General features: G+C 62.3%; 10 protein-coding genes. 8 read left to right on the forward strand and 2 right to left on the reverse strand.

Annotation, left to right across the window (positions count from 1 at the left end):
- The first annotated feature begins 334 nt into the window (after positions 1-334).
- Positions 335-2,047 carry an ABC-F family ATP-binding cassette domain-containing protein gene (locus ABLU50_RS21450; RefSeq protein WP_087833054.1) on the forward strand — a complete coding sequence of 571 codons (1,713 nt, stop codon included), beginning with the start codon at positions 335-337 and terminating at the stop codon, positions 2,045-2,047.
- A gap of 34 nt (positions 2,048-2,081) precedes the next feature.
- Here ABLU50_RS21450 and ABLU50_RS21455 read toward each other — a convergent pair whose 3' ends face one another.
- On the reverse strand, positions 2,082-3,035 hold the full coding sequence (locus tag ABLU50_RS21455) for a helix-turn-helix domain-containing GNAT family N-acetyltransferase (protein ID WP_087833053.1): 954 nt from the start codon (positions 3,033-3,035) through the stop codon (positions 2,082-2,084).
- Between the two features lie 143 nt (positions 3,036-3,178).
- The gene (locus tag ABLU50_RS21460) at positions 3,179-3,778 is read right to left on the reverse strand and encodes an inorganic diphosphatase (RefSeq protein ID WP_004202655.1); all 600 of its coding nucleotides are present in this window, start codon (positions 3,776-3,778) and stop codon (positions 3,179-3,181) included.
- A 254-nt stretch (positions 3,779-4,032) separates the two neighbouring features.
- Between ABLU50_RS21460 and adhP the strand changes: the two genes are divergently transcribed.
- The 7 genes from adhP (at position 4,033) to ABLU50_RS21495 (ending at position 12,323) form a co-directional block, all read left to right on the forward strand.
- The gene (gene adhP, locus ABLU50_RS21465; protein ID WP_004202657.1) at positions 4,033-5,043 is read left to right on the forward strand and encodes an alcohol dehydrogenase AdhP; all 1,011 of its coding nucleotides are present in this window, start codon (positions 4,033-4,035) and stop codon (positions 5,041-5,043) included.
- Between the two features lie 157 nt (positions 5,044-5,200).
- Positions 5,201-6,823, forward strand: coding sequence for a TIGR04028 family ABC transporter substrate-binding protein (locus ABLU50_RS21470; protein ID WP_004202659.1), 1,623 nt, complete (start codon positions 5,201-5,203; stop codon positions 6,821-6,823).
- A gap of 10 nt (positions 6,824-6,833) precedes the next feature.
- Complete coding sequence (locus ABLU50_RS21475; protein WP_087833052.1) at positions 6,834-7,778, forward strand: ABC transporter permease; 945 nt, start codon at positions 6,834-6,836, stop codon at positions 7,776-7,778.
- Positions 7,775-8,623, forward strand: coding sequence for an ABC transporter permease (locus ABLU50_RS21480; protein ID WP_017900524.1), 849 nt, complete (start codon positions 7,775-7,777; stop codon positions 8,621-8,623). Before ABLU50_RS21475 ends, ABLU50_RS21480 begins: the two co-directional genes overlap by 4 nt.
- Positions 8,620-10,236, forward strand: coding sequence for an ABC transporter ATP-binding protein (locus tag ABLU50_RS21485; RefSeq protein WP_087833051.1), 1,617 nt, complete (start codon positions 8,620-8,622; stop codon positions 10,234-10,236). The genes ABLU50_RS21480 and ABLU50_RS21485 overlap by 4 nt, the downstream gene beginning before the upstream one ends.
- Positions 10,236-11,222 (forward strand): putative FMN-dependent luciferase-like monooxygenase, encoded by a 987-nt coding sequence (locus ABLU50_RS21490; protein ID WP_023318360.1) that lies wholly within the window; start codon positions 10,236-10,238, stop codon positions 11,220-11,222. Before ABLU50_RS21485 ends, ABLU50_RS21490 begins: the two co-directional genes overlap by 1 nt.
- Positions 11,223-11,231: 9 nt before the next feature.
- Complete coding sequence (locus ABLU50_RS21495) at positions 11,232-12,323, forward strand: alkylhydroperoxidase domain protein (RefSeq protein WP_087833049.1); 1,092 nt, start codon at positions 11,232-11,234, stop codon at positions 12,321-12,323.

Genomic DNA, 12,323 nt, shown 5'->3' on the forward strand with positions numbered 1-12,323 from the left:
CCCGGCTTCGTAGGCAAAAGTGGCGCAGGCGAAAGCTGGCGGGGACGCCCCCTGCCAGTTTTGTCACTGGCGCATTTTTCCTTTCCCCACTACACTGCCGTCACCCATTCACTTACTGAATATAAAAGGAGGCCCCCATGCTGTATTGTGAAATGTTTATTGTTTCACATGCCTTAGGCAATGGCGCCAGCTCAAGCGTTATCGGTATCGTGCTGCGATAACTTTGGCTTGAGCGAAGACCCTTCACAGAATCCCTTCTCTCCGGCTTACCGGGTTATCGTCAGCGAGTTTTGACGAGGCATTCGCATGCCTGTAACTCTTGAGTAAGTTGACTATGAGTACATTACTAACTGCCCATGCGCTCCACGTGGAGACGGCTTTTGGGCCGCTGTTTAACACCCTCTCCTTCACCCTGAAGAAAGGCGACCGTATCGGTCTCATTGGCCATAACGGTTGTGGCAAAAGCACCCTGCTGCAGGTGCTGGACGGCACCCTCGCGCCCACCTCGGGCAGCGTCTCGCTCGCCGGTCAGTGTCTGATGGCCCGCGTTGAACAGCATCAGCCGGAGGCGCTGCGTTCGCAGTCACTGCTTCAGGCGGTGCTGGCCCCGTTACCCGCCGACGCCCGGGAAGCCCAGCGCTGGCTGGCCGAACGCCTGCTGGCGCAGATGGGATTCACGCCGGCGGTGATGGCGCAGCAAACCAGCACCCTAAGCGGCGGGCAGCACACGCGCCTGCTGCTGGCCCGGGCGCTGATCCGCCAGCCTGACCTGCTGCTGCTGGATGAGCCCGGCAACCATCTCGATCTGCCCACCCTGTTGTGGCTGGAAAGCTTTCTGCAAACCTGGCAGGGGAGCTTCGTGCTGGTGTCACATGACAACACCTTACTGGATGCTGTAACTAATGCCAGTTGGATCCTTCGCGACCAGACGCTGCACAGCTTCGCCTTACCCTGCAGCGCTGCCCGTCAGGCACTGCAGGAGCAGGATGAAAGCGCCGCATTACGTCATAAGGCCGAGCAAAAAGAGATCGACCGGGTCAGCGCCAGCGCCCGGCGGCTGGCCACCTGGGGTCGGGTGTATGACAACGAAGATCTCGCCCGCAAAGCCAAACAGATGGAGAAGCAGGTCGCCCGCCTGAAAGACGAGCAGACTGAGCTCAGCGTCGGCCCGCCGTGGCGCCTGGTGTTGCAAGGGGACGCCCTGCCGGCGGACCGCCTGCTGGAGATGGACAGGCTGCCGGTGGCCCCCGCGCCGGGACTGCCGGCCCTGTTTACCACCGGCGTGGCGCGACTGCGCAGCGGAGATCGCGTGGCCATCATGGGGCGCAACGGCGGCGGTAAATCGTCCTTGCTGCGCCTGCTGTGGCAGCAGATGAACGACGCATCGCCTCTTCCGGGGCTGCGTCTGCACCCCCGGCTTCACCCCGGGTATTACGACCAGACGCTGGCGCAATTGCCGGACGATGCCAGCCTGCTCGACGCCCTGACGCCGTTCGCCCCGTCGGCGGACACCCGGAAACGGGCGCTGATCGCCGCCGGATTTGGCTGGGCGAGGCATGGTCAGAAGGTCAGCACCCTCAGCGGCGGTGAGCGGTCGCGGCTGCTGTTCGTCGGCCTGTCGCTGGCGCGCTACAGCCTGCTGTTGCTGGATGAACCCACCAACCATCTTGATATGGAGGGCAAAGCTGCGCTGGCGCAGACGCTCCGCGACTACCCCGGCGGCGTGCTGCTGGTTAGTCATGACCGCCAGCTTATTAGCGAAAGCTGTAACCGCTTCTGGCTGATCGACAGCGCCGGGCTAACGGAGTGGCACAGTCTGGAAGAGGTTTATGCCCGTCTGCAGGCGCAGCCCTCCACCACGACAGTGGCCTCCTCACCTCAGGAGCCGTCACTCGCGGCTGATGATGAAGAAGCGCTGCTGGCGCGCCTGATCGCTCTGGAGCAATGGCTGGCGGACGACATGGCCCGTAAGCCGAAACATCAAAAGCCTGCGCTGCAGGCGCAGTGGCGAGAGGAGATCGCCCGGCTGCTTAATCAACTGGGGTAATCTTCGCCCCCCCGCCGGCTAAGGCACCCCGCCCTTAGCCGGCGTTGCCTGGCCGGGTAAACTGCTGCTCGGTCATCACCTTTCCCCACTGATCCCCCTGCCATTCGCAGGTTAACGTGAAGCCAAAGGACTCATACAGTTTGCGGGCCGCGTCCAGACCTTTAAACGTCCACAGCTGAACGGCGCTGAACTGACGACTATCGCAGAAAGCCATCGCCTCACTGAGGAGCCGCCTGCCAATGCCGGTTCCCCGACAGCTGTCATCGAGAATGAACCAGCGTAGATGCGCCTGCTGCTGGCCGAGATCCTCGCCATCGATCGCCACCGAACCGACAATCTTCCCCTCGCGCATCGCCAGCCAGATCTGGTTGGCCGGCGAGGAAAGCCGGGTGGCAAATTCCGCCACGCCGCTGGCGACCTTGCCTTCAAAAAAAGCGCCGAAGTCATGGTGCCGGGCGTAATACTCCCCGTGCATCTGGGCTATCCGGCCGATCATCCCCGGCTGATAGCCGGTCACCAGCGAAATCTGCGGGGTCGTATCCGCCAGCGCGATATCCCGACACTGCGCCAGCGCCTGCGCATAGGCCGCCAGTCCGCTGGCGACGGTCCGCTGCTGCGGCTCATCCAGATGGCCTAACGCCTCCACCACCCGGCGGGTAGCCCACGCGTTGATTATCGCCACCGTATCGTGCCCCTTGGCGGTCAGCGCCAGCGATTTAGACCGCGCATCCTCCGCGCAGGGACGTTCCTCCAGCTCCCCGGCCGCCAGCAGACGGGCAACCATCCGGCTGACGCTCGATTTTTCCAGGCCCAGCAAAGTCACCAGCTGGGCGGCGGTCATCGCCCCTCTCACCGACACTTCGAGCAGGGTATGCACCGCCGACGGCGAATAGTGGGTGGCGGCCAGCGTGGTGTTCATAAAACCGAGCTCGCGCACCATTAACCGTGAGGCGGTACGGATCTGTTGGATTAAGGAGGTGTCAGCCATAGCGATGCGTCCAGATCAAGATATAGTTGTATTATACAACCATCTATTGCAGGACGCGTCAAGAGGATAAACCCTCCAGTACGGCTGGGTAGCGTATCGGATGATGGAATGCTGCGGGCGCCGGACTGCGCCCGCGATGAATATTATTGCGGGTTCTTCCCCTTCCAGGCTTCCCAGGCCGATTTGATCTCCTGCTTCGCGGCGGCGGCATCATTAAACCCAGCCAGCTCGACCTTTTTCCGCCCCTCCGGCAGTTCTTTATAGACCCGGAAGAAGGCCTCCAGCCGCTGCTGCTCGATTTTCGGCAAATCGGCGATGGTCTTGATATCGTCATAGGTGGGATCAATTTTACTGGCCGGCACGGCGATGATTTTGTCGTCTTTCTCACCGCCGTCTACCATCTTAAGGACGCCGATCGGCCGCAGCTTAATCAGCGTGCCCGGGGCCATTGGCGCGCGGGTGTAAAACACCACGTCCAGCGGGTCGCCATCCCCGGCCAGCGACTGGGTTAATGAACCGTAGTTTGCCGGGTAAGCCACCGGCATCGACTGAAAGCGGTCGGCGATGATAAATCCTGTTTTGGCGTCGGTTTCATACTTAATGATCCCGCCAGCCGGGATCTCGGTGACCGCGTAAAACTCTTCGGGATTGTTTTCCGGCTGCGGGAATTCCAGCACATTGTGAGCCTGTGCGGCGGCGGAAAAAAGCAGACCGGCAGTGAGGAGCGTTTTGACCAGATGCATTGATGTATCACTCTGTTGTTATAAGAAATTGATGCGCAAAACAATAGAGTTGAGTGATGAAGAAAACATGACCATTCAGTGACGCTATTATTACCTACCAAAATTAGAGGTATTGTCTGAATTTTGTGCTATCGTTGTAGCAAAAAACCACATCCTATACTAAAGCGCCTTGTTTTTTTCCCCCATAGCGTCTAATCCTTATTAGGTAGTATTGCATTAATAAAATTAATCATTCCCCTCACAAGGAGACAGGCATGAAGGCAGCTGTTGTTACCCACGACCATCAGGTTAACGTTACGGAAAAAACGCTGCGCCCGCTGGAATACGGCGAAGCGCTGTTGAAAATGGAATGCTGCGGCGTGTGTCATACTGACCTGCACGTGAAAAACGGCGATTTTGGCGATAAAACCGGCGTTATTCTTGGTCATGAAGGGATCGGGGTAGTACAAAAAGTCGGCCCTGGCGTCACCTCCCTGAAGCCGGGCGATCGCGCCAGCGTGGCGTGGTTCTTCGAAGGCTGCGGCCACTGCGAATACTGTAACAGCGGCAACGAGACGCTGTGCCGCTCGGTGAAAAACGCCGGTTATACCGTCGACGGCGGCATGGCGGAAGAGTGCATCGTCACCGCCAACTACGCGGTTAAAGTCCCGGACGGCCTCGACTCCGCCGCCGCCAGCAGCATCACCTGCGCCGGGGTCACCACCTACAAAGCCGTTAAGGTCTCCCACATCAAACCGGGCCAGTGGATCGCTATCTACGGCCTCGGCGGCCTGGGCAACCTGGCGCTGCAGTATGCCAAGAATGTCTTTAACGCCAAAGTGATCGCCATCGACGTCAACGACGGCCAGCTGGAGCTGGCGGCCTCGATGGGCGCCGATCTGACCATTAACTCGCGCAATGAAGATGCGGCGAAAGTGATTCAGGAAAAAACCGGCGGCGCGCATGCTGCCGTGGTGACCGCGGTGGCTAAAGCGGCCTTTAACTCGGCGGTGGATGCCGTTCGCGCCGGCGGCCGCGTGGTGGCGGTAGGCCTGCCGCCGGAAGCAATGAGCCTCGATATTCCACGTCTGGTGCTCGACGGCATCGAAGTGGTCGGCTCGCTGGTCGGTACCCGTCAGGATTTGGTGGAAGCCTTCCAGTTCGCCGCCGAAGGCAAAGTGGTGCCGAAAGTCACCCTGCGCCCGCTGGAAGATATCAACGCCATTTTTAAAGAGATGGAGCAGGGTCAGATCCGCGGCCGTATGGTTATCGATCTGCGTAGCTAATCGCCAGCGCCTCTCCCGCCCGGGAGAGGCGCTTCCCCTCGCTTCCCGCCGCGAAAAGTAAATGCAATTTCCGCAAATGCTTAGCGCAATTCCTTGGTTCCTTTGTTTTTAGCCGCGCCCGATGATGGCAAGACAATAGATAACAAAGGAATTCACCATGCATCGTCATTTTCGCCTGCCCGCGCTGGCCGCGCTGTTTCTTTCCGGCGCCTTTTCCGTCTGGGCCGCCGACACGCCGGTTAAAGGCGGTACCTTAATTTATCTGGAGCAGCAACCGCACACCAATCTCTATCCACCCGCCGGCGGCTTTTATCCAAACGGCGGCATTCTCAATCAGATCACCGACAAGCTGACCTGGCAGAACCCGAAAACGCTGGAGATTGAGCCGTGGATCGCCGAGAGCTGGACCAGTAATGCCGATAAAACCGAGTACACTTTCCACCTGCGCAAAGGGGTCACCTTCTCGGACGGTACGCCGCTGGATGCCGCCGCCGTCGCCAAAAACTTCGACACCTATGGGCTGGGCGATAAAGCCCACCGCCTGCCTGTCTCGGAGGTGATCAATAACTACCAGCGCAGCGAAGTGATCGACCCGCTGACGGTGAAATTTTACTTCAACAAACCGTCGCCGGGCTTTCTGCAAGGGACCGCCACCATCGGCTCCGGTCTGGTGTCCCTCAGCACCCTGCAGCGCAATTTTGAGGAGCTGGGCGATGCCCGGCATATCATCGGCTCCGGTCCCTTTGTGGTGCAGGATGAAAAACCGGGCCGCGAGCTGACGCTGGTGGCGCGCAAGGATTATCAGTGGGGGCCGAAAAACATCGCCCAGCAGGGGCCCGCCAACCTCGACGGCATCACCTATATTGTGACCCCGGAAGACAGCGTGCGCATCGGCGCGCTGCTGGCCGGCCAGGCGGGCTTTATTCGCCAGGTGCAGGCCTACGATGAAAAGCAGGCGACCGATCAGGGATTTAAGGTCTACGCCGCCCCTACCCGCGGGGTCAACGACAGCCTGAGCTTCCGCCCGGATAACCCTCTGGTCGCCGACCTGCGGGTGCGCCAGGCCCTGCTCCATGCCACCAACGCCAAACAGGTGGTGGAGACGCTGTTCTCCGCTAACTACCCGCAAGCCACCTCCGTGCTGGCCAGCTCTGCCGCCGGCTATGTCAATCTGAGCGATAAACTGACCTTCGACCAGGCCAAAGCCCGGCAGTTGCTGGATGAGGCCGGCTGGAAAGCGGCCGCCGACGGGATTCGCAGCAAAGACGGGCAGCGGCTGGCACTGACGGTCTATGAGTCGCTCCCGCAGCCGCAGAATAAAGAGGTGCTGCAGCTGATCGCCCAGCAATGGCGCCAGGTGGGAGTCGCGTTAACGGTCAAAGCCGGGGATGCCGGCAGCCGTACGCTTGACAACCTCGACCCGCAGAAAACGCCGCTCACCGTTTCGGAAGTGGGCCGCGCCGATCCGGATGTGGTAAAAAGCATGTTTTTCCCCAACAACCGCGACGCGCTGCTGCAGAAAGGCGGCTCCAGCGATAAAGTACAGCACTTCCGCGATGATAAGCTGAACGATCTGCTGACCGGCATCTCCGCGGCGGTGGAGCCACAGCAGCGTCTGCAGTTAACCGGCGATGCCCAGCGCTATCTGATCGAAAACGCCTATGTGATCCCGATTTTCGAAGAGCCGCAGGTGTTCGCCGGCGCGCCGTGGGTGAAAGGCGTCAGCTTCGAGGCCGTCGGTCGTCCGTCGTTCTACAGCGCCTGGCTGGATAAACATTAAGAGGCCGGATATGAGCGCTTATCTTCTGCGACGGTTCGGTCAGGGGCTGCTGGTCCTGTGGGCGGCCTTTACCCTCACCTTTTTCCTGCTGCAGGTGCTGCCAGGGGATGCGGTGCTGATCAAGTTTCAGAACCCGGACCTCGGTCTGAGCCCGGCGCAAATCGCCGACATGCGGCTGGCCTACGGCGCCGACAGCCCGCTGTGGCGCCAGTACCTGCACACGCTGCTGGCAATGCTGCACGGCGACTTTGGCTATTCCCTGCAGGCGGGTCTGGCGGTCAGTAGCCTGATTGCCAGCTACCTGCCGGATACCTTAAGCCTCGCCCTGCCGGCCTTCCTGCTGGCCGTGATCCTGGCGTTCACCCTCGCCTTCGCCTCGCGTCTGCCGGGGCTGCGCTGGCTGAGCAACCTCCTGCAGTCGCTGCCGGTGCTGTTTATCTCGCTGCCCACCTTCTGGCTGGGTATCGCCCTGATCCAGCTCTTTTCGTTTCAGTTGCGCTGGATCCCGGTGATCAACCCCGGTCCGCTGGAAGGGCTGATTTTACCGGTTATCGCCGTCGCGCTGCCCATCTCCGCCCCGCTGGCGCAGATCCTGATGCGCAGCATGGATCAGGTGGCGGTTCAGCCCTTCGTCGCGGTCGCCCGCGCCAAGGGAATGAGCGAGACCGGCGTCCTCTGGCGCCATGTGATGGGTAACGCCCTGCTGCCTGCGCTGAACATAGCCGGGCTACTGCTGGGCGAGCTGATTGCCGGGGCGCTGATCACCGAGACCATCTTCGGCCGCAGCGGCCTCGGGCAGCTGACCCAGCAGGCGGTGAATAACCAGGATATTGCTGTGCTGCAGGCGGTGGTGATGATCTCCGCCCTCGGTTTCGTCCTGATCAACCTGCTGGTCGACCTGGTCATGCCGCGGCTTGATCCCCGACTCCAATTACAGACCGGAGGTGTGAAATGAGCCTGGTCGACTATGCCATCGCGGTTCGCCGCCGCCCGGAGTGGCGCAGAGTGCGTCTGCAGCCAGGCCTGTGGCTGGCGTGGGCGGTGATGATCACCGCCCTGTTAATGGCCCTTGCCCCACAGTGGTTTACCTCCGCTAACCCACTGGAAGGGATCCCCGGCGCTCAGCGCCTGGCGCCGCAGGCGCACTACTGGCTGGGCACCGACCAGCTGGGCCGCGACCTGTGGACGCGGGTGGTTTACGGCGCGGTACATTCTCTGTCGGCGGCGCTAATCGCCGTCGCCATCGGCCTGGTGGTCGGCACCGCCCTTGGCACCCTCGCCGGGGCACTGGCCGGACGCGTGGAATCCACCCTCATGCGCCTGGTGGATGTCCTGCTGGCCATCCCCTCGCTGCTGCTGCAGCTGACGGTGATCATTCTGCTGGGTTTTGGCACGGTGAATGCGGCGGTGGCGGTCGGCGTCGCGGCTATCGCCAGCTTCGCGCGCCTGGCGCGGGCGGAAGTGGTGCGCGTGCGCCACAGCGATTACGTCGAAGCGGCCCGGGGCAGCGGCGGCACCTTTCTCGCCATCTTCTGGCGTCATATCCTGCCCAACTCGCTCACCGCGGTGCTCGCCTTCGCAACGCTGCAGTTTGGTCAGGCGATGCTGGCTCTGGCCACCCTCAGCTTCCTCGGCTACGGCACCCCGCCGCCGGTCCCGGAGTGGGGATTACTGATCGCCGAAGGTCGTAATTACCTGTCGACCGCCTGGTGGCTGACCACCTTCCCCGGCCTCGCCGTGGTCGCGGTGGTCCTTGCCGCCAATCGTCTTAGCCGCCAGTGGAGTGGAGTACGCCCATGAACGTTCTGTCTGTTGAAGATCTTCGCATCAGCTACCGCTCGCGGGGCGAATGGCGCGAAGTGGTGCATAACGTCAGCTTTTCCATTCAGCGCGGCGAAATGCTGGCCTTCGTTGGGGAATCTGGCTCGGGGAAAACCACTACCGCGCAGGCGATTATCGGCCTGCTGGCGGATAATGCCCGCCGCGACGCCGGGCGAATTATTCTCAATGGCGAAGTGATTAGCGACTGGTCGGCAAAACGCCTGAACCGCCTGCGCGGAGTGAGCATCAGCCTGGTGCCGCAAGACCCAGGCAATTCGCTTAACCCAGTAAAAACCATTGGTCAGCAGGTGGAAGAGATTCTGCAACTGCATCAATCCCTCTCCGCCGCCGAACGCCGGCAGCAGGTCCTCAACCTGCTCGCTAAAGTCGGGCTCAGCCACCCGGAACAGCGTCTTGACCAGTACCCGCATCAGCTGTCGGGCGGGATGAAGCAGCGGGTGCTGATCGCCATCGCCATTGCCCTGCAGCCGGATCTGATTATTGCCGACGAGCCTACCAGCGCCCTTGACGTCACGGTGCAGAAGCGCATTCTCGACCTGCTCGATATCCTGCGTCGCGAGTCGGGAACCGCCGTGCTGTTTGTCACCCACGATCTGGCGCTGGCCGCCGAACGCGCCGACCGGATCATGGTGTTTCGCCAGGGCGAGATTCAGGAACAAGGCGCCACCGAGACGATTGTCCGGCGTCCGCAGCACCCTTACACCCGCCAGCTGCTCCGCGATCTGCAGGACGCGCCGCTGAGGCTGACGGCGGATCGTCCTCGTCCGCTGGCCACGCCGGCCATTCGCGTCGACGGGATCAGCAAACGCTTCTCGCTGGGCAAACAGGCGCTGCAGGCGCTCGACAGCGTCAGCTTTGAGGTCAGGCGCGGCAGCACCCATGCGCTGGTGGGCGAATCCGGCTCCGGAAAAACCACCCTGGCGCGGATCCTGCTGGGCTTCGAGCGCGCCGACGCCGGACAGGTGACCATCGACGGTATCGACGCCGGGCATCTCAGCCGCGAGGCGCAGCGTCAGCTGCGGCGCAAAATCCAGTTTGTCTACCAGAACCCCTTCGCCTCGCTCGACCCGCGCCAAACGCTGTTCGCGATTATCGAAGAGCCATTAAAAAACTTTGAGCGCCTCAGCGCGGCGACGCGTCGCCAGCGTGTGGAGCACGTCGCCGCCCGGGTGGCACTGGCCCCGGAGCTGCTGTCGCGGACGCCGCGGGAGCTTTCCGGCGGCCAGCGGCAGCGGGTGGCGATTGCCCGAGCGCTGATCCTCGAGCCGGCGATCCTGGTCCTTGACGAAGCGACCTCGGCGCTCGACGTCACCGTTCAGGCGCAGATCCTCGCCCTGCTGCAGCAGCTACAGCAGCAGCTTGGTCTGAGCTATCTGTTCATTACCCACGATCTGGCGACGGTGAGGCGGATTGCCGACAGCGTCACGGTGCTGCGCGCCGGCCAGGTGGTGGAGCATGGCGACGTTGGCCGCCTGTTCGCCGCCCCGCAGCAGGCCTACACCCGCGAGCTGATCGCCGCTATCCCCCAGGTTTCCCACCGCTTAGCGCAGCCCTATACGGAGAACGCATAATGCCTAAACGCCTCGGCTTTTTTACCCGTCTGCTCGATCAGGGCTCTGCGCAAACGCGCTACCGGCTGGCGGCCGAACAGATCCGCCACGCGGAGCGCGTCGGCTTCGACAGCGCATGGATTGCCCAACACCATTTTCATGAACAGGAAGGCGGCCTGCCTTCCCCGCTGGTGTTTCTCGCCCACGTCGCGGCGCAGACTGACCGCATTCGCCTCGGCACAGCCATTATCACGTTGCCGATGGAAAATCCGCTACGCGTCGCCGAAGACGCGGCGGTGCTGGATTTACTCACCGACGGGCGTCTGGAGGTGGGGTTTGGCTCCGGCGGCACGCCAACCTCATTTCTGCCCTTCGGCCTGACCAGTGAGCAGCGCGGAGCGGTGTTTGCCGACCATCTGCACCTGATCCACAGCGCCTGGCGCGGCGACACCCTCAGCCACCCGGACAACCATCTCTATCCGCCGGCGCCGCAGCTGGCGGCGCGAATCTGGATCGCCACCTTCTCGGTGGAGGGCGCCATCCGTGCCGGTCAGGCGGGACACGGGCTGATGCTGTCCCGCACGCAGCCCCGGCCGCCCGGTGAGCCGCGCCTGCCGCTGGACGCCATTCAGAACCCGATCATCGACGCCTATCTGTCGGCGCTGCCGGACGGCGTTGCGCCGCGGATCCTCGCCTCGCGCACCGCCTTTGTCGCTGACAGCCACGCCCACGCCCTGCAGGTCGCCGAACCCGGCCTGCGCAAACAGGCGGCACAGCACCGGGAAGCGGGTCATCGGATAGAAGGTGACAGTGTCACTGACTATCTGCAGCAGCTTGATGCCCACGTCGGCGATCCTGAGCATGTTATCGCCTCCCTGGCGCAAGACAGCGTGCTGGCCCGCGCTACCGATATTTCGTTTCAGGTGCACTCGGTGGAGCCTTCGCACCGGGATACGCTGCGTTCCATTGAGCTGATCGCTCAGCATATTGCCCCCCACATCAGATAAGGAGTCACCATGACGCTGAGTCAGGATATTCTGGCCGAACTGGCGGAGATCGCCATCGGTTCCCCGCTCGATCAGGCGCGCGCAATCCGCGACGCCGCCACCCGTCACGCCCAGGGAAGTTATGAAGTGCTGTTCAGCCAGCAGGATACTGACTTTCCTCTTGATGAACGCTTCGCCGTGGCCGCGAAGGTGGCGAAATTGCACCAGGCGGACGCGCTGGCGGCGCACTATGCCGGCTTCGGCCTTGCCGACCCGACCACGGACCGTCTGGTTCCAGCGCTGGCCTTTGCCCGCCTGCTGACCTTCACTCCTGTCGAAGCGACCCCCGCCGCGCTGCACGCTCTGACAAAAGCAGGCTGGAGCCTGCGGGGCATCGTCACCCTGGCGCAGCTGGTGGCCTTTATCGGCTTCCAGAGCCGCCTGCTGCTGGGCCTGCGGGCGCTCAACCATCAGCCCATCGTCAGCGCCGACACGCCGGTGGTGGCCGGGTACTGGCACACCACCCCACAAACTCAGAGCGGCAAAGCGGCTCCGGTGCGTTTCACCCGTGATGAACTGCATTGGGAACCCTGGCTGGCGGATAAACCGCTGGCGGAATTTAGCCCTGAAGAACAGGCGATCCTGGCCAAATATGGCCATAGCGATTCTCCTTACTTCCGCCTGCTGGCGCGCAACCAGCCGGTGCTGGAGCATCGGACGCTGACTGATAAAGGCATTTTCTATACCCCAGGGGGATTGCCGCGCGCCGAACGTGAGCTGGCCGCCACGGTGGCCAGTAAAATCAATGGCTGTATTTACTGCGCCTCGGTGCATGCCCGCAAAGCGGCGCAGCTGGCGAAGGACGAGACCGCCGTCGACACGCTGCTGGCGGTGACGCCGGGAGAAGATCTGCGCGGCGGGCAGTCGCCGCGCTGGCAGGCGGAGATCGATGTCGCCGCCGCGCTGTCGGTGACGCCGCCCGCGCTGAAAGCCAGCCATCTGGCTGCGCTTGATGAGCAGGGCTTGGATACTCTGGCCCAGCTGGATCTGCTGCAGTCAGCGGCCTTTTTCGCCTGGGCCAACCGGCTGATGCTGACGCTCGGCGAACCCTGGCGTGAGTAA

This window comes from Klebsiella sp. GG_Kp173 (genome assembly GCF_040062415.1).
Taxonomy (GTDB): domain Bacteria; phylum Pseudomonadota; class Gammaproteobacteria; order Enterobacterales; family Enterobacteriaceae; genus Klebsiella; species Klebsiella quasipneumoniae.

Coding starts and splice junctions, on each gene's coding strand:
- adhP (WP_004202657.1), top strand. CDS start 4,033: ATGAAGGCAGCTGTTGTTACCCACGACCATCAGGTTAACGTTACGGAA.
- ABLU50_RS21460 (WP_004202655.1), bottom strand. CDS start 3,778: ATGCATCTGGTCAAAACGCTCCTCACTGCCGGTCTGCTTTTTTCCGCC.
- ABLU50_RS21450 (WP_087833054.1), top strand. CDS start 335: ATGAGTACATTACTAACTGCCCATGCGCTCCACGTGGAGACGGCTTTT.
- ABLU50_RS21485 (WP_087833051.1), top strand. CDS start 8,620: ATGAACGTTCTGTCTGTTGAAGATCTTCGCATCAGCTACCGCTCGCGG.
- ABLU50_RS21480 (WP_017900524.1), top strand. CDS start 7,775: ATGAGCCTGGTCGACTATGCCATCGCGGTTCGCCGCCGCCCGGAGTGG.
- ABLU50_RS21470 (WP_004202659.1), top strand. CDS start 5,201: ATGCATCGTCATTTTCGCCTGCCCGCGCTGGCCGCGCTGTTTCTTTCC.
- ABLU50_RS21495 (WP_087833049.1), top strand. CDS start 11,232: ATGACGCTGAGTCAGGATATTCTGGCCGAACTGGCGGAGATCGCCATC.
- ABLU50_RS21490 (WP_023318360.1), top strand. CDS start 10,236: ATGCCTAAACGCCTCGGCTTTTTTACCCGTCTGCTCGATCAGGGCTCT.
- ABLU50_RS21475 (WP_087833052.1), top strand. CDS start 6,834: ATGAGCGCTTATCTTCTGCGACGGTTCGGTCAGGGGCTGCTGGTCCTG.
- ABLU50_RS21455 (WP_087833053.1), bottom strand. CDS start 3,035: ATGGCTGACACCTCCTTAATCCAACAGATCCGTACCGCCTCACGGTTA.